16 protein-coding genes are annotated in these 15,711 nt (G+C 72.2%); 7 read left to right on the forward strand and 9 right to left on the reverse strand.

Annotated elements, in window-relative coordinates; genetic code table 11:
- The first annotated feature begins 44 nt into the window (after positions 1-44).
- Positions 45-779 carry an expansin EXLX1 family cellulose-binding protein gene (locus O0S08_RS12855; RefSeq protein ID WP_269039395.1) on the forward strand — a complete coding sequence of 245 codons (735 nt, stop codon included), beginning with the start codon at positions 45-47 and terminating at the stop codon, positions 777-779.
- Between the two features lie 75 nt (positions 780-854).
- Here the strand turns inward: O0S08_RS12855 and O0S08_RS12860 are convergent, their stop codons facing one another.
- Both O0S08_RS12860 and O0S08_RS12865 read right to left on the reverse strand, forming a co-directional pair.
- On the reverse strand, positions 855-1,997 hold the full coding sequence (locus tag O0S08_RS12860) for an STAS domain-containing protein (protein WP_269039396.1): 1,143 nt from the start codon (positions 1,995-1,997) through the stop codon (positions 855-857).
- Positions 1,998-2,146: 149 nt separating this feature from the next.
- Positions 2,147-2,707 (reverse strand): helix-turn-helix domain-containing protein, encoded by a 561-nt coding sequence (locus O0S08_RS12865; RefSeq protein WP_269039397.1) that lies wholly within the window; start codon positions 2,705-2,707, stop codon positions 2,147-2,149.
- 121 nt (positions 2,708-2,828) lie between these two features.
- Here O0S08_RS12865 and O0S08_RS12870 point away from each other — a divergent pair, with 121 nt between their 5' ends.
- The 4 genes from O0S08_RS12870 to O0S08_RS12885 all read left to right on the forward strand — a co-directional run bounded on the left by O0S08_RS12870 (position 2,829) and on the right by O0S08_RS12885 (position 6,884).
- Positions 2,829-3,569, forward strand: a complete 741-nt coding sequence (locus O0S08_RS12870; protein ID WP_269039398.1) for an SDR family oxidoreductase — start codon at positions 2,829-2,831, stop codon at positions 3,567-3,569.
- Positions 3,566-4,639 (forward strand): S-adenosylmethionine:tRNA ribosyltransferase-isomerase, encoded by a 1,074-nt coding sequence (locus O0S08_RS12875; RefSeq protein WP_269039399.1) that lies wholly within the window; start codon positions 3,566-3,568, stop codon positions 4,637-4,639. Before O0S08_RS12870 ends, O0S08_RS12875 begins: the two co-directional genes overlap by 4 nt.
- Before the next feature lie 361 nt (positions 4,640-5,000).
- The gene (locus O0S08_RS12880; protein WP_269039400.1) at positions 5,001-5,786 is read left to right on the forward strand and encodes a VOC family protein; all 786 of its coding nucleotides are present in this window, start codon (positions 5,001-5,003) and stop codon (positions 5,784-5,786) included.
- A 285-nt stretch (positions 5,787-6,071) separates the two neighbouring features.
- Positions 6,072-6,884, forward strand: a complete 813-nt coding sequence (locus O0S08_RS12885; protein ID WP_269039401.1) for a hypothetical protein — start codon at positions 6,072-6,074, stop codon at positions 6,882-6,884.
- A gap of 175 nt (positions 6,885-7,059) precedes the next feature.
- Here the strand turns inward: O0S08_RS12885 and O0S08_RS12890 are convergent, their stop codons facing one another.
- From O0S08_RS12890 to O0S08_RS12905, 4 genes are all read right to left on the reverse strand, one after another.
- Entirely contained in the window at positions 7,060-7,839 is a 780-nt protein-coding gene (locus O0S08_RS12890) for a hypothetical protein (RefSeq protein ID WP_269039402.1), read from the reverse strand.
- A gap of 496 nt (positions 7,840-8,335) precedes the next feature.
- A complete protein-coding gene (locus O0S08_RS12895; RefSeq protein WP_269039403.1) occupies positions 8,336-8,677 on the reverse strand; it encodes a hypothetical protein in 342 nt (113 codons plus the stop codon).
- A 145-nt stretch (positions 8,678-8,822) separates the two neighbouring features.
- Positions 8,823-9,695, reverse strand: a complete 873-nt coding sequence (gene sigJ, locus O0S08_RS12900) for an RNA polymerase sigma factor SigJ (RefSeq protein ID WP_269039404.1) — start codon at positions 9,693-9,695, stop codon at positions 8,823-8,825.
- 1 nt (position 9,696) lies between these two features.
- Complete coding sequence (locus tag O0S08_RS12905) at positions 9,697-10,128, reverse strand: carboxymuconolactone decarboxylase family protein (RefSeq protein WP_269039405.1); 432 nt, start codon at positions 10,126-10,128, stop codon at positions 9,697-9,699.
- A gap of 287 nt (positions 10,129-10,415) precedes the next feature.
- Here O0S08_RS12905 and O0S08_RS12910 point away from each other — a divergent pair, with 287 nt between their 5' ends.
- Together O0S08_RS12910 and O0S08_RS12915 are read left to right on the forward strand one after the other, a co-directional pair.
- On the forward strand, positions 10,416-11,087 hold the full coding sequence (locus O0S08_RS12910) for a DUF899 family protein (protein WP_269039406.1): 672 nt from the start codon (positions 10,416-10,418) through the stop codon (positions 11,085-11,087).
- An 87-nt stretch (positions 11,088-11,174) separates the two neighbouring features.
- Positions 11,175-12,305: a hypothetical protein gene (locus tag O0S08_RS12915; protein WP_269039407.1), complete on the forward strand. Its 1,131-nt coding sequence runs from the start codon at positions 11,175-11,177 to the stop codon at positions 12,303-12,305.
- Positions 12,306-12,483: 178 nt separating this feature from the next.
- Here O0S08_RS12915 and O0S08_RS12920 read toward each other — a convergent pair whose 3' ends face one another.
- The 3 genes from O0S08_RS12920 to O0S08_RS12930 form a co-directional block, all read right to left on the reverse strand.
- Positions 12,484-13,299 (reverse strand): mechanosensitive ion channel family protein, encoded by an 816-nt coding sequence (locus tag O0S08_RS12920; RefSeq protein WP_269039408.1) that lies wholly within the window; start codon positions 13,297-13,299, stop codon positions 12,484-12,486.
- A 278-nt stretch (positions 13,300-13,577) separates the two neighbouring features.
- Entirely contained in the window at positions 13,578-14,810 is a 1,233-nt protein-coding gene (locus O0S08_RS12925; RefSeq protein ID WP_269039409.1) for an SLC13 family permease, read from the reverse strand.
- Between the two features lie 48 nt (positions 14,811-14,858).
- A complete protein-coding gene (locus O0S08_RS12930; protein WP_269039410.1) occupies positions 14,859-15,695 on the reverse strand; it encodes a sulfotransferase family protein in 837 nt (278 codons plus the stop codon).
- Between the last annotated feature and the right edge of the window lie 16 nt (positions 15,696-15,711).

A 15,711-nucleotide genomic window follows, 5' to 3' on the forward strand; every position in this document is an offset into this window, starting at 1 on the left:
TCGCCTGCGTTGACAGCGTTGGTTCGCTCTGGCCTGCTGGTGTCATGAGCGGAGCTCGCGGCATATGGGTGGCGGTGTCGGTGTTCCTGGCGTGCGGCGGCGGCGGCGGCGGCGGCACTGCAGGCCCGGACGCGGACAGCGACGCGGACGCTCCGAACGGGGGCGGCGAGGTGTGCGAGGGCGAGGTCCACACCGGCGAGGCGACCTATTACTCGGCCGATGGCAGCGGCAATTGCAGCTTCGACGCGGACCCCGGCGAGCCGATGGTGGCGGCGATGAACACCGTCGATTACGCGGCGTCGGCCGCGTGCGGCGCGTGTGTCGCGATCGACGGACCGGACGGATCGATCATTGTCCGCATTGTGGACAGTTGTCCGGGATGTCCGCAGGGCGACATCGATCTGAGCGAGGGTGCATTCCCGAAGATCGCCGCCAAGGAGCTCGGCCGCGTGCCGATCTCCTGGCGCTACGTGTCGTGCGCGACCAGCGGACCTATCGTCTACCACTTCAAGGAAGGCAGCAACGAGTGGTGGACGGCGGTGCAGATCCGCGGGCACAAGAACCCGATCGCCTCGCTCGAATTCAAGGACGGCGAGGGCCAGTGGCAGGCCGTCCCGCGCCTCGACTACAACTATTTCGTCGCCGAGCAGGGCATGGGCCCGGGGCCGTACTCGTTCCGCGTCACCGACACTGCCGGCAATGTCCTCGAGGACAGCAATGTCGCGTTCGTCGAGGCCGGCGACGCGCCGGGCGCGGGTCAGTTCCCGGCCTGCGAGTGAGCGCGCGGCGCACTCGTTATATGGCCGAAGAGACAGGCGCTGAGCGCGGCCCGGCGCGCGGCGGCCGGGGAGCGCTCAAGCGCCGGCGGCCGGGGCGGCGGGAGCGACCGGGCGCTTGCGGCCGAGGCGGGCGATGCAGTGCTGCAGGGCGTCGCGCAGCTTGCCGAACACGGCCACGTGGGTGAGGTCGACGCCGAGCGCGACGATCGTCTGCGCGATCATCGGGTGGATGCCGGTCAGGATGCCCTCGGCGCCGAGCAGACGGATCGCCTGGATCATGTTGATCAGGTGGCTGGCGGTGCCGGTGTCGACGACCTCGACGCCGGTGAGGTCGAGGATGGCGAAGCGGGCCCGCGTGCGCCCGACCGTCTGCAGCAGGTTGTCCATGATCTCGGCGGTGCGCACGCTGTCGATGAGGCCGACGATCGGCAGGGTGATCACGCCGTCCCACACCTCGATGATCGGGGTCGACAGCTCGCGGATGACCTCCTGCTGCTTCTCGATCAGATCGAGCTTGGCCCGCAGCTCGACCTCGTTGCGCTTGGTGTCGGTGACGTCGAGCGAGATGCCGACCAGGGCGACGTCCGACGCGTTCTTGACCGGGATGTACCAGTGCATCCAGTGGACGCCGTAGGTCTCGGACTGGACGCCGAGCACCGGCTCGCCGGCCAGCGCCGTCCGCACCTCGGCGTGGCCCGTCTCGTTGGCGTAGACCTCGAACATGTTGAGGCCGACGAACTGGTGCGGCCGGAGGCCCGCTTCTCGCATCGCCTTGCCGTCCTGGAACAGGAACACGCCGTCGGGGTCGAGCGCCCAGGCGCTGATGTCGAGGGTGTCGAGCAGCGTGCCGAGGACGGTGCGCTCGAGCTCGCAGCGCTTCTCCGCGGCCGCGCGGGCGGTGACGTCGAGGCCGTAGAGCGCGGCGCCGGTGACTCGACCGTCGCCGTCGCGGAGCGCCTGCGACCAGGCCTCGAACAGCACCTCGCGCCCGGGGAGGGCGACGGCGCGGACCCGCGGCGTCTCGCCGTCGGGCGTCAGGGCGTCGCGCCACGCTGAGGGATCGCCGGAGACCGGCATCAGCTCGACGACAGGTTTGCCGTGGGCCTCCGCCGCGGTGACGCCGAACACCTGCTCCGCCCGGCGGTTCCAGCCGGTGACGCGGAGCGCCTCGTCCAGCTCGATGACGACGTGGGGGGCACTGCTGCTGCGTTCGTCCATGGACCGTCGAGAGTATCCACTTCGTGGGGGTGAGAGCACGCATCCGCGAAGGCGGGCGAGCCGCGCGGCGTACATGTGCGCGCAACGAAGTGTCTGGCGCCGAGGACATGCCCCAAGGGACAGGCTGCGAGGCGCGCGCCGCGTCCGCATCAGCCGGCCGGCGGCGCGAGGGTGATGACGCTGTAGGCGATGGCGGCGGCGCCGCCGGGATTGCGATAGCCGTGGGGCTGGTCGCCGCGGAAGACGACGACGTCGCCGGGGCCGAGCTTCCAGATCCGTCCGGACTCGCTGAGCTCGATCTCGCCGCGCTCGCAGGTCAGGTACTCGCGTGTGCCGGGGGTGTGCGGGATGCCCGACATGCTCGCGCCCGCGGGCACTTCCATGCGCTCGATCTCGAGGCCGACGATCGGCTCCGGGAGCAGACGTCGCACCCGGACCTTGCCGCGCTGGCGGGTCGGCAGGGTCGCGGCGGCGTAGAACTTCGAGGTCGTGCGCGGCGGGCTGATCAGCTCCTCGAGCGAGACCTGCAGCGCGGCCGCGACCTTGATGAGGACGGCGAGGGTGGGGTTGGCGGCGCCGCTCTCGAGGTTGGCCCAGGTCGGCCGCGGGACGCCGGCGACCTTGGCGATCTGCTGCTGCGTCAGGCCGCGGGCCTCGCGGAGCTGGCGGACGTTGTTGCCGAGGTGCGCGGGGACGGTCTCGTCGTCCATGCGGCGACTTTGGCCGGGCGGCCCGGTCGGCGCAATAGCCTCGTGACAAGGAAATAGCGCCGCGGTTGGTAAACGGTCCGGGCGGCTCCAGCCTGGGGACAGACCCAAAGGAGCTGTTCTCATGACCACGAATCTCGACTTTGCAGACACCGCCGCGCTCGTCACCGGGGCGAGCCGCGGCCTCGGCCTGGCGCTGGCGCGCGAGCTCGGCCGGCGGGGGGCCCGGGTGGCGCTGGTCGCCCGCGAGGCGGCGGCGCTGGCGGCCGCGGTGGCCTCGCTGCGCGCGGAGGGCCTCGTCGCCGAGGCGATCGTCGGCGACGTCGGCGACAAGCAGGCGATCCACCCGATCGCGCACCAGGCGGCGGCGCTGCTGGGCCCCGTCGATCTGCTGATCCACAACGCCAGCACCCTCGGGCCGACGCCGCTGCGGCTGCTGCTCGACACCGAGTGCGAGGACTTCGAGCGCGCGCTGCAGGTCAACCTGCTCGGGCCGTTCCGCCTGAGCAAGGTGATTGCCGGGGCGATGGCGCTGCGCGGGCGCGGGACGATCGTGCACGTCTCCTCGGACGCGGCCGTCGAGGCGTACCCGCGCTGGGGCGCCTACGGGGCCTCGAAGGCGGCGCTCGACCACCTGAGCCGGACCTGGGCCGCGGAGCTCGAGGGCACCGGCGTGCGCGTGCTGGCGGTCGACCCCGGCGAGATGGACACGCAGATGCACGCCGACGCGATCCCCGAGGCCGACCGCGCCAGCCTGGCCGATCCCGCCGACGTGGCGCGGGCGATCGCGGCGATGGTGCTCGACCCCGCCGCACGCTCCGGCGACCGCGTGCGCGCCGAGGCGTGGAAGGAGGGCCGGCGATGAACCCCGCGACCGCTCCCCGCGACGACCGGGCCGACGCCCGGCTGCTCCTGCTCGACCCGCGCTCGGGCGCCCGCGCCGACGCCCGCGTGCGCGACCTGCCGCGCTGGCTCGGCTCCGGCGACCTGCTGATCGTCAACGACGCGGCGACCCTGCCGGCGTCGCTGCGGGCCAGCGTATGGCTGAAAGAGCATGTCTCAGAGGACATGTCCGAAGACGTCGAGGTGCGGCTGACCGGGGTCGGCGAGGCGACCTGGCGGGTCGCCCTGCTCGGCGCCGGCGACTGGCGCACGCCGACCGAGCGGCGACCGCCGCCGCCGCGGCTGCAGGTCGGCGATCGGCTGCGGTTCGGCGAGGCGCTGACGGCCGAGGTGGTGGCGGTGTCGCCGGTGTCGCCGCGCCTGTGCGAGCTCCGCTTCGACCGCGAGGGCGCGGCGCTGTGGGGCGCCCTGTACCGCCTGGGCCGGCCGGTCCAGTACGCCTACGTGCGCGAGCCGCTGGCGCTGTGGTCGGTGCAGACGGTGTTCGCGGGGCGGCCGTGGGCGGCCGAGATGCCGTCGGCGGGGCGGCCGCTCGACTGGGACACGCTGCTGGCGCTGCGCCGCGCGGGCGTCGAGATCGCGGCGGTCACCCACGCGGCCGGCCTGTCGTCGACCGGCGACCCGGAGCTCGACGCGGCGCTGCCCCTGCCCGAGCGCTTCGAGGTGCCGGCGGCCACGGTGGCGGCGATCGCCCGCGCCCGCGCCCGCGGCGGGCGGGTGATCGCCGTCGGCACCACTGTGGTGCGCGCGCTCGAGGGCGACGCGCGCCGCTTCGGCGAGCTGCAGGCCGGGGCCGGGGAGACCGACCTGGTCCTCGGGCCAGGTTTCGTCCCGCGCGTGGTCGACGGCATCGTCACCGGCATGCACGGCCCGGGCGAGAGCCACTTCGAGCTGCTGCAGGCGTTCGCCGGCGAGGCCGAGCTGCGGGCCGGGTTCGAGCACGCGGTCGCGGCCGGCTACCTGGGCCACGAGTTCGGCGACGCCGCGCTGATCGTGCCGGGGCTGCTGCCGCCGGCGGCGCGGGCGGCGTGATGAACATGTCTCTTGAGACATGCTTCGGCTCACGCGAGCCGGGCCCGTCGGCGGTGGATGTCTGAAAGGACAGGCGATCGCGCTGGCCGACGGGCGCGCTATCGTGGCTCTCGCGCCTGCGAGGCGGGGCGTGGGCCGGGCGAAGATGGCGATGGAACGGTGTCCTGAGGCAGCGCCTGGCCGACGCCATCCCCGTCGTCCTACCTCGACGCTCGAGCTCGCTGGCTAGAACATGTTCTTGAGGACAGCCTGTCACCCGCGTGTAGCAAGGATGTGGTTGCAGCGAGCGGGGACGCGAGAGGGGTTGACTGGCTGGTGCCGAGGGGGTAGGCAGGAGCGAACTCGCGCACGGAGCACGAACATGACACAGCGAACCGGATACCCCGACGGGGCCCCCTGCTGGGCCGATCTCAATGCCACGGACTTCGACGGCGCCAGGCGCTTCTACAGCGGGCTGTTCGGCTGGGCCTTCGACGAGCCGGTGGCCGAGTTCGGCCACTACACGACCGCCCGGCTCGGCGGCCGCAGCGTGGTCGGCATGGCGCCGAAGATGCCCGGCCAGCAGGACATGCCGACGGTGTGGAGCGTGTACCTCAAGACGTCCGACGCCGACGCGACGGTGCGCCGGATCGAGGACGGCGGCGGCAAGGTGCTGGTGCCGCCGATGGAGATCCCCGGCCAGGGCCGCATGGCGTTCGCGTTCGACTCGGCCGGCGCGGCGTTCGGCCTGTGGGAGCCGGCGTCGCACACCGGCGCGCAGGCGTTCGACGAGCCCGGGGCGATGTGCTGGCACGAGGTCAACTCGCGCGAGGGCACCAAGGCCGACGCGTTCTACCGCGGGCTGTTCGGCTACGAGCAGCAGCAGATGGGCGACGGCGAGAAGTTCGACTACGTGGTCTACAACCTCGAGGGCAAGGCCGTCGGCGGCCGCATGCAGATGACCGCCGAGTGGGGCGACATCCCGCCCCACTGGATGGTCTACTTCCGCGTGGCCGACACCGACACCAGCGCCGCCCGCCTGACCGAGCTCGGCGGCAAGATCCTGCACGGGCCGTTCGATTCGCCGCACGGCCGCATCGCCGTGGTCTCCGACCCCTGGGGCGCGATCTTCTCGCTCGTCGGCCCCGAGCCGACCGCGGCGGCCTGAGGCGCGGCGCTCGCCGACACTTGCCGACCGGCTCGCGCCGGTCGGTCCCTGGCTGTGCACCCGACACGGTCACGGCACCGGCTTCTCGCCGGCCTACGCGGTAGATTCCTGGGACATGTCTCCACGCACGGAATAGCTGGTGTTTGGGACATGTCCTTGGGAGCATGTGGGCCGCGCGGCTCGCCGCGGCTCGCGGGCTACGAGCCGGGCACGTCCGCTCGGCTCGGCGGCGAGCGCCTCCGCTCGCCACTGTCACAGGGCGAGATGCGTGATAGAGAGGTCGCAGTGCCTCCCCGCGTTCCTGCGGTCGCCGTCGCCGCGCTGCGCTGCCACGTCGAGCGCTTCCTCCGGGCCCACGGGGTCGCCCCGGACACGCTGTGCGAGGATGCGGAGGTCGACGTCGTCGACCTCGTCGGCATGCTGCTCGCCGGGCTGCGCCACGTCCGCGCCGCGTATCCGTGGCTCGGCCGCGACGGCGCGATCGTCGAGCCGCCCGAGCCCGAACCGCCGGGCCTCCTGCCGGCGGTGGCCCGGGCCCTGCCGGCCCTCGACGCGCCGCTCACCGTCGACGCCTGCGTCGAGGCGCTGCGGCGGGGCTGCCCCTTCGTGATCGACGAGGCGCAGTGCGGCCGCCGCAGCGCGCCGCCGGGCGTCTATCCGTACATGTCCCTCGAGACAGACGATGCCCTGGCCCGGGACGACCTCGTTGATCGCGTGTTCGGCGTGGTCGCCGACGACGGCTGGCTCGCCGAGCCCGCGCGCCGCGACGCGGTGCTCGCGGCGGTCGGGCCCGTGAACGCCGAGCCGATCAGCTTCGAGGCGCTCGACCGCGAACAGGCGCGCGCCCTCGCGGGCCACCTCCTCGCCGGCAGGCTCGACGCGGCCGCCGCGTTCGTGCGCATCTTCGGCGCCGACACCCGCTGCTTCGGCCTGCGCGGCCAGGAAGGCGAGGGCGACGACCGCTTCGCGCGCGGGCACGCGTGGAGCTGCTACGACGCCGACGGCTACGGCAGCTGGGGCCGCACCCTCGTGCTCGTCGCGACCGACGGCCTGCGCGTCGCCTACCTCGACGCGCTGTGGGACATCAGCAGCGAGTGAGCGGGCCGGTCCACGAGAGTGCGGGGCGACGTCCGAGGCCGCCGGCGGGTGCGACTGCGAGGGGACAACGAGCTCGCTGGCCGCGGATGCCGGAGCCGCACTCGCGACGACACGTCCAGGAACAACATGTCCAGCGCAACGGACGAGCTCGGCGATCCGTCGGCCCGCGCGGCGTTCACTCGTAGTCGTAGATCGTCGGCATGGTCTCGGGGAACGCGGCCGGCTCGACGGCGCCGTGGCCGAACAGCGCCGTGAGTCGGGCGCAGCGCTCGGGCTGGGCGGCGGGATCGCAGCGCTCGTACTCGCCGCGCAGGTCGGTGAACTTGACCGCCTCGAAGTCGGGGAAGCGCAGGGCGTCGGAGACGAAGGCCTGCGGGTACGCGGGCGCGGGCGCCTCACCGCCGTGGCACACGCCGCAGCCAGTGCCGTCCACGCCGTCGAAGATGCGGGAGAACGGGGCGTCGGGGGCGATCGGCGCCGCGAGGGGGAACGCGATCTCGGCCTTGATCGACCGCGTGGGTCCGACGAGCTCGCCGAACTCGAGGAGGTCGAAGCCGTGACCGTCGACCGCGACGGACATGACGAGCTCGCCCATGAACAGGAACAGCCGCGGGCTGCTCTCGCCCACGGCCGGCTGCAGGCTGATCACGCTCCTGGTCGCGGCGATCGCCAGCGGCCGCTCGAGCCGCTCGAGGAAGCAGTCGAGGGTGAGCGGCTGCGGCAGCTCGTTGATGAACGCGACGGCCTCGCCGATCGTGCGCGGCGACGCGGCGAGGCTCGTCGCCTCCGCGCACGCGGTCACCGGCGGCAGCGGCTCGCCGGTGGTGGGTCCGGTCGTGTCGATCGGCTCGCCGGTGGAGGGCTCGGCCTTCGACGTGCTCGCGTCGGTGGTCGCCGGCCCGGGCGTCGGCGCGCCTGCGTTGCACGCGGCCGCGAGCGCGAGGAGGCCCGCCACGATCACGCGCGGCCACGCCCTCTCTCGCATCCCTGCCTGCCCCGCCACGTCAGCGGTCACCTTACCGCTCGAGCGCCACCGGCTCAATCGTCCGCGACCGGACGCCGCACGGCCCGCGCCCCCGATCACTGCGGACCCGCCCAGGGCCGGCCGCGGAGCTCCGTCTCACGTGCGCAGAACCCACCTGCGCTCCCGCGAGGACGCGACATCTCTGGCCTGCATCTTCGAGCAGGTCGCGTTCCGGCCCGCTGCGACGCGAGTCGAGCTGCGCGTCCGCGCCGGCGGACAGGGGAACTGCAGCGCGGATGTCCCAAGGGACAGCAGGAGCGCCGACCCCTGGGGAATGCTCGAAGGACATGTTTTCTAAAAAAAAGAATTGTCACGAGTCTCTGCGGCGAGCTCGTCGAGGGCGCGCACGGAGCGGTCCGGCCAGATCACCGCGGCCCGTTCTCCAGCGTCAACTCGCTCGGAGCGCGCGCGCGTCCAGGCAGCTGGCTCACGGGGCATGCTCGGAGGGACATGTCTTCTCTGCCATGTCCCGAGCCTCCGCGGCGAGCTCGTCGACCAGGCGGCAGGCGCGGGCGAAGTCGACGCGTTTATGAAATTCGATGTCGGGCCAGGTCGCGGCGATCGGGCCCTTCTTGCACACGTGCAGGCAGCCGACCACTGCGACGCGCACCGGGGCCCCGCTGGCGGCCGCGTAGGCGCGGGTCTGCTCGACGAGCTGGCGCGAGACCTCGCGCGGGGCGCACGACTTGCCGACGCAGATGACCAGGGCCGGGGCGTCGTCGACCTCGCGCTTGTGCAGGTGCTTGCGGAGCTTTCGCTTCTTGCCCATGAGTCCGTCCGCGCCGCAGGCGGGCGCGAGAGGAGTCTAGCGCGGCGGGCCGGAGCGGCCGCCGGACCCGGCGAGAGCGCGCGAACCGGCGGCCTCCGAGCGGCCGGGCCCGCCACGGGGGACACGGCGCAGAGCACGGCGTCGCTCACGCGAGGCCGACCAGCTTGTCGGGGTTGCGCATGATGTAGATGCCGGTCGCGGCGCCGTGCTCGTCGTAGGCGAACGAGAGGGCGGCGATCGTGCTGCCGTCCTGGGCGCGGACGACCAGGCCGCGCGCGCCGTTGAGGTCGGAGGCGTCGCGCACGAAGGTGACCCAGAAGCGGCGCAGGGTGTCCTGCAAGAACGCGAGGACGGCCTCCTTGCCGCGCAGGGTCTCGCGCAGGGCCGGGACCTTGCCGCCGCTGTCGACCCGCAGCTCGACGTCGCTGGCGAGCAGCGCGGCGAGCCGGTCGGTGTGACCGCCGACGAGCGCCGCCTCGAAGGCGGCGAGCAGCTCTTCCTGCCGCTCGCGCGGGGTGACGTGGCGGACCTTGGCCTGCTCGACGTGGTTGCGGGCGCGCGAGACCAGCTTGCGGCAGTTTGTCTCGTCCATGCCGAGAGTGCGCGCGGTCTCGGCGTACGAGACGTCGAACACCTCGTGCAGCAGGTAGGCCGCGCGCTCCTTCGGCGTCAGGCGCTCGAGCACCAGCAAGAAGGCGGTGGTCAGCGAGGCGGCCAGCGAGACGTCGCCGGCGTCGCCGGTGAGCGTCGGCAGCGGCTCGGGCAGCCAGTTGCCGACGTACTCGACGCGCGACTTGTGGGCCGAGCGCATCATGTCGACGCAGCGCCGCGTGCACACCGTGGTCAGCCACCCGCCGGGGTTCTCGATGGTGCCCGGGACGGCGGCCCGCCACTTGAGCCAGGTGTCCTGGACGGCGTCCTCGGCGTCGGCGCGCGAGCCGAGGAGCCGGTAGGCGAGGCCCAGCAGCATCGGCCGGGCCTGCGAGAACACCTGGTCGTCGTCGTCGAGGTGCGTCATGTCAGTGGGTCGAGACCTGGAGGCGGTTCCAGAAGTTGATCATGCCGATGGTCGCAGTCAGCGCGGCGATCTGCTCGTCGCTGAAGTGCTGGCGCAGGCGGGCCCGCAGCGGCCCGTAGTCGGCCTTGCGGTCGAGGACGGTGAGCGCCTCGGCCCACGCCAGCGCGGCCTTCTCGCGCTCGGTGAAGTCGCTGACGTGATCCCAGACGATCAGGCGGTCGAGCCGGTCCTGGGTCTCGCCGTGCTCGCGGGCCTCGCGGAGGTGCATCTTGAGGCAGTTGACGCAGTTGTTGATCTGCGAGGCGCGGGTGATCACGAGGTGGTGGATGGTACGATCGAGGCCGTGGGTGTCGAGCACGCGGTGCAGCTCGACCGCCGCCTTGATGACGTCGGAGAGCTGCTGGTCGAGACGGACGGGATGGCTGTCGCTCATGGTGTTCGCTTCCTTCGTAGGCTTGTCGAGCGAGCTCCCCCGGTCGTGACACGCGGCGAGAATTATTTTCTGCGGCGCGAGGTCGCGCATCGCGCGTGATGCGCGGGCGGAGGACCTCGTGGTGTCCCATGCGACATGTCTCGAAAGACACATGAATGGACTGTCCATCTAAACATGTTCTAATAGACATGTCCTTAAGAATATGCAACCAGTGTAAGCGGGCTTACGCGATGATCATGCAGCGAGCGGGCTTTTGCGCGCGCTCCGCCGCGTGCTAGGTTGCCGGCATGGGCCTGACCTTCCCCAACGAATCGACGGAGTACAGGGCGGCGCGCGAGCGGCTGCTGGCGCGGGAGATCGAGCTGCGGCGGCTCGTCGAGGCCGTGGCGCGCGAGCGGCGGGCGCTGCCGCCGGGCGGCCAGGTGCCCGAGGACTACGTGTTCGAGGCGGGGGTCGACGGGGCGGCGACGAAGCTGCGGCTGTCGCAGCTGTTCGCGCCCGGCCAGGACACCCTGGCGATCTACAGCTACATGTTCGGGCCGGAGCGCGAGCGGCCGTGCAGCATGTGCACGCCGCTGCTCGACGGGCTCGACGCGGCCGAGCCCAACATCCGCCAGCGGCTGGCGCTGGTGGTGGTGGCCGAGTCGCCGGCGGCGCGGCTGGCGGCGTTCGCAAAGGAGCGCGGCTGGCGGCACCTCCGCCTGCTGTCGACGGCCGGCAACCACTACAACCGCGACTACCACGGCAAGGGCAGCGAGGGCGGCGACACGACGATGCTCAACGTGTTCCGCCGCGAGGGCGGCGAGGTCCGCCACTTCTGGGGCACCGAGATGGCCCACACCGACGGCGACCCGGGGCAGGACCACCGCGGGCTCGACTGCCTCAGCCCGATCTTCGCGATGTTCGACCTCACCCCCGAGGGCCGCGGCGATTTTTATACGAAGCTGTCGTACCGCTGAGCGACCAGCGCCGCGCGGCCGAGCGCACGCCGTGGACCCAGGCGCGCCGGCTTGCCGCGGCCGCGCGCGCGCTGATATGGTCGCTGCGTGCCGCCTGGCCGCGCGACGTGGATGATCGGCCCCGCGTGGGACCTGGCGGCGCTGGCGTTCGGCTGGCTGCCGTTCTACCTGTGGCTGGTCCTCGGCCTCGGCCTCGGGGCGGAGGCGTTCGGCGGCGCACCGCTGGCGAAGGGCGCGCTCGAGGAGGCGACTGCGCTGGCGGTCCTGGCGGCGCTGGCGATCAGCTACGTGCATCGCCACTACACCTTCGTGGTCGTGTACGGCGACCGCGAGGTGTTCTCGCAGCGGGCCCGCGCCTACTGGCTGGCGCCGACGCTGATCGTGGCGATCGTGGCCCTGGCGAAGGCGACGTCGGCGCTGGCCCCGGCGACGGTGGCGGGGATCAAGCTGTCGCCGTGGCAGATCGCGCTGTTCGTGACCGGGGCGTGGAACATCTGGCACACGCTGCAGCAGCGCTACGGGATGCTGCGGATCTACGCCGGCAAGCTCGGCGGGGGCACCGAGCGGCCCGAGCAGGCGCGGCGCGATCGGGCGCTGATCTGGCTGGCGACCGCGAGCGTGGCGGTCGCCCTGCCGCTGCTGCGGCCGCAGCTCTTGGCTGGCCACGTGAATGCGCGCAAGGTCGGGCGCGTGCTGGCGCCGCTGGCCGAGGCGTGGTGGGCGTGGGCGCTGCTGTTCGCGGTGACCGGCGCGTTCGCGTGGGTGCTGCTGCGCTGGCTGCGACACGAGCTGCGCGCCCCGGCGACGCCCGGGCAACGTGCGCCGCGGCTGGCGATGATGGGCTCGACCCTGCTGCTGTTCGCGGTGTTCCTGGTCCACGGGCCGGTGGTCGGCTACCTGTGCTTCGGGACAGCTCACGCGGTCGAGTACATGGCGTTCGTCCACCACTACGGGACGAAGAAGTACGCCCGCGGCGAGCGCCGCGGGGCCGCTGCGGCCGTCCTCGGCGACGCCCGCGTGGCCGTCCCCGCGCTCGCCGGCGGGCTCCTGCTGGTGTTCTGGCTGATCCACGAGCAGCGCCGCACCGACGTCTACCTGGTCTACTACACGGCGACGTCGTGGCTGCACTTCTTGTACGACGGGTGGATCTGGAAGGTCCGCCGGCCCGAGCTGGCGCGCACGCTCGAGCTCGGGGCGCGGCCGTCGGCCAGCGCTTGAGGACATGTCTGGAGAGACAGGTCGTTCGAGGACGCGAGCGCGCGTCGGGGCATGGCTGAAGGGACAGGTCGCTCGGCTCCGCGGTGCTCGCGGACGCGGCCGAAGAGACTCCAATTAAAATAAAAAGGCGCCGGCGGGCGGGGCCCGTCGGCGCTGCGGTCCCGGCCGTGGCGCGGGCTCAGGTGCGGTGTTCGACGTGGTGCGGGGCCGGGACGGGCAGGCCGCCGGTGACCTCGCCGATGACCCGCTGGGTGTCGTCCACCACCTGGCCGAAGTTGAGGTTGTTGCAGAACGGCCGGACGTAGAGGAGGGTGCCGGCGGCGTTGTATTCGAAGATGCCGACCTGCGGGCCCGGGGTCTGGACGACGTTGGGGATCTGGGGCAGCCGCGCGGCCAGGGCGGCGATGACCTGGTGGGGGTCGACGCCGTGGGCCAGCTGCGCCCGCAGGTCGACGCGACGCGACGGGTTGGCCGAGTAGTTGATGATGTTGTCGGAGAACAGCTTGTTGTTGCCGATGAAGACGCGGACGTTGTCGCCGGTGTCGATGGTGGTGGCAAACAGGCCGATCTCGCGGACGTCGCCGGTCACGCCGCCGCCGGTGATGGCGTCGCCGACCCGGAACGGGCGCAGGACGACGAGGAAGATGCCGGCGGCGAAGTTGGCCAGGAGGCCCGACCACGCCATGCCGATGGCGACGCCGGCGGCCGCGAGCACGGCGGCGAAGGAGGTCGACTCGACGCCGAAGATGCCGAGGATCGCGACCAGCAGGACGATCTTCAGCAGGACGCTGAGGGCGGAGTTGACGTAGTGGCTGAACGTCGGATCGATGCCGCGGGCGGTCATGGCGCCGCGCACGATCCGGCCCGCGCCGGAGATCAAGATCCCGCCGACGATCCAGAGGACGATCGCGCCGACCGCCTTCCACGCGAACGGGATCACGTACTGCTGGACGATGGCCGAGACGTCGGGGAGTAAGTCTGCTGCGACGAGCATGGGTCTCCTGAGTGCGAGGGGGTAAAGTCCGTGCCAAGGGTCGTCGGTTCGCCGCTCGGGCGCAATCACGGGCGAATGCCCGCTGCACGGCGGAGAAATGCGATGGGCGCCCGGGCGGGCGCCCACGGGCGGCCGAATTCGCCGTGCATGAAGCCGGAGCGGGCGATGGACGCCGGTCAGCGGCGGGCGCCTACGCGGACGGTCCCGCTTCACTGCGTTCTGCGGCGAGATCGCGGACCGACGCGGCGCCGCCCCACTCGCGCGAGCTGGCCCGAAGTTCAGATCCCGAGCGCGCGCGCCAGCCCGACCAGCGCCGGCACGCACACGGCCAGGACCACGAGGGTCGAGACCAGGCCGAAGCGCAGGTACTCGAAGAAGCCGAGCTCGTGGGCGCCGGCGGCCTTCTCGGCGACGATGATGTTGGCGACCGAGCCGATCAGGGTGAGGTTGCCGGCGACCGTGGTGACGAAGCCGAGCAACACCCAGGCGAAGGTCGAGCCGTCGACGGCCACGTGCGGCGCGGCCAGCAGGACCATCGGCACGTTGGAGACGAGGTTGGAGCCGAGCAGGTAGAGGAACGACAGCGCCGAGACGCCGGCGAGGTTGTCGTGGCCGAGCCGGGGCCCGAGCGTGACCCAGGCGGCGTCGACGAGGCCGGTGGTCTCGAGCCCGGCGACGACCACGAACAGCCCGGCGAAGAACACCAGCAAGGTCCAGTCGACGCGGGCGAAGATCGCCTGCGGGTCCTCGCGCTCGCTGAGGATCAGGGCGACGACGCCGCCGAGCGCGGCGTAGCCGAGGTGAGCGCCGGCGAAGAAGGCGACGAGGACGCCGACGACGACGACGACCAGGCGCCGGAGGCGGCCGCGATCGAAGCTGCTCGAAGGGACAGGTGCGAGCGGGCCGCTGCCGAGGTCGCGGCGGTAGTAGAGCAGGAGCAGGCCGATGTTGATGACGAGCGCCAGGGCGGCCACCGGCGCGGCCAGGGCCGAGAAGGTGGCGAAGGACAGGCCGCTGAGCCCGCCGACGATCATGTTCTGCGGGTTGCCGACGAGGGTGGCGGCGCTGCCGAGGTTGGCGCTGGTGGCGGTGGCGATGAGATAGGGGCCGAGGGGCAACCTGGCCTTTTGGCAAGCCACGACGACGAGCGGGGTCAAGAACACGCACACCGCGTCGTTGACGAACAGGGCGCTCATGGCCCCGGCGAGCGCGGCGACGGCGACGAGCAGGCCGACGGGGGTGCGCGCGCGGGCGATCGCGCGGGCGGCCGCCCACTCGAAGAAGCCGGCCCGCTCGACGTAGGCGACCAGCGCCATCATCGCGAACAGCAGGAGGATGGTGTCGCCGTCGATCGCGGCGTAGCTGTCGGCCGGCCGCAACGCGCCGACCGCCACCATGAGGAAGGCGCCCAGCAGCGCGCCCGCGGGCCGACCGATCGGGAGCACGCGCAGGCGCCGGGCCGCGATCAGGACGTAGGTGAGGGCGAAGACGGCGACGACGACCGCGGTCAAGCGCGGGCGAGGGTCGCACGGGCGCGGGCGGTCGTCGAGCGGGCGGCCTCAGCTCTCGGGCGTCTGGCCCCGGGCCTCGGCCTTGATCGCGCGGCGGCGGCGGGCGTCGTCGCCGAGCTTGCGCTGCCACTGGGCGATCCGCGGCGCCACCAGCTCGTTGGTCTTGTTCAGCTTCTCGAGCATCGGCGCGGTCAGGCCCTTGCCGGCGTGCAGGGCCGCGTAGAACTCGTCGAACACCTCGGCGACCTCGGGCTCGACGCTGTCGGACGGCGGGCGGTGCTGGGTGCGGTGCTCGGGCTTGACGGCGGCCAGCGCGGCCTCGGGGTCGCCCTTGCCGATCCACTTGAGGACGTCGCGCACGACCCGCTGCGGGTCGGCCAGGAGACCCTCGTACGACTGCACGTGGACCGGGTAGCGGCGGATGGCGATGTCGCGGACCAGGGCGAAGTTCTCGGCCCACCACTCGAGCGAGCCGGGCATGCGCAGCGGGACCAGGTCGTCCTTGCCCTCCTTGCGGCGGTTGTCGTCCTCCATCGCGTACAGCCGGCGGATCGACGACTCGTACTCGCGCCACTCGCGGACGGTGGCGATGACCTTGGTGATGAAGGCGCGGTCGCTGCGGACGAGGCCGGGGATGAACACCTTGACCGCGTGGTGCTGCACCTGCTCGGGGAACAGGTAGGCGCCCGTCTTCGGGTGCGGGTTGGTCTTGTAGTAGATGCCGCGGCGCAGGTGCGACTCGTAGAAGCCGTCGGGGTTGGCGGCCTTGATAGTCTGCTCCCAGCGGCCGCTGAACTGCTCGCCGATGTACGTAAAGCCGGCGCCGATCAGGATCTGCATCCACATCGAGGTGCCGGAGCGCTTGGTGCCCGTGACGATGATCATGCGAACAGGACCTCCA

Origin of the sequence: Nannocystis punicea, assembly GCF_026965555.1 — a bacterium.
Lineage (GTDB): Bacteria > Myxococcota_A > Polyangia > Nannocystales > Nannocystaceae > Nannocystis > Nannocystis punicea.

Bases quoted from the DNA above. Each gene is read 5' to 3' on its own strand.
- O0S08_RS12855 (WP_269039395.1), top strand. From the start codon at position 45: ATGAGCGGAGCTCGCGGCATATGGGTGGCGGTGTCGGTGTTCCTGGCG.
- O0S08_RS12860 (WP_269039396.1), bottom strand. From the start codon at position 1,997: ATGGACGAACGCAGCAGCAGTGCCCCCCACGTCGTCATCGAGCTGGAC.
- O0S08_RS12865 (WP_269039397.1), bottom strand. From the start codon at position 2,707: ATGGACGACGAGACCGTCCCCGCGCACCTCGGCAACAACGTCCGCCAG.
- O0S08_RS12870 (WP_269039398.1), top strand. From the start codon at position 2,829: ATGACCACGAATCTCGACTTTGCAGACACCGCCGCGCTCGTCACCGGG.
- O0S08_RS12875 (WP_269039399.1), top strand. From the start codon at position 3,566: ATGAACCCCGCGACCGCTCCCCGCGACGACCGGGCCGACGCCCGGCTG.
- O0S08_RS12880 (WP_269039400.1), top strand. From the start codon at position 5,001: ATGACACAGCGAACCGGATACCCCGACGGGGCCCCCTGCTGGGCCGAT.
- O0S08_RS12895 (WP_269039403.1), bottom strand. From the start codon at position 8,677: ATGGGCAAGAAGCGAAAGCTCCGCAAGCACCTGCACAAGCGCGAGGTC.
- sigJ (WP_269039404.1), bottom strand. From the start codon at position 9,695: ATGACGCACCTCGACGACGACGACCAGGTGTTCTCGCAGGCCCGGCCG.
- O0S08_RS12905 (WP_269039405.1), bottom strand. From the start codon at position 10,128: ATGAGCGACAGCCATCCCGTCCGTCTCGACCAGCAGCTCTCCGACGTC.
- O0S08_RS12910 (WP_269039406.1), top strand. From the start codon at position 10,416: ATGGGCCTGACCTTCCCCAACGAATCGACGGAGTACAGGGCGGCGCGC.
- O0S08_RS12920 (WP_269039408.1), bottom strand. From the start codon at position 13,299: ATGCTCGTCGCAGCAGACTTACTCCCCGACGTCTCGGCCATCGTCCAG.
- O0S08_RS12930 (WP_269039410.1), bottom strand. From the start codon at position 15,695: ATGATCATCGTCACGGGCACCAAGCGCTCCGGCACCTCGATGTGGATG.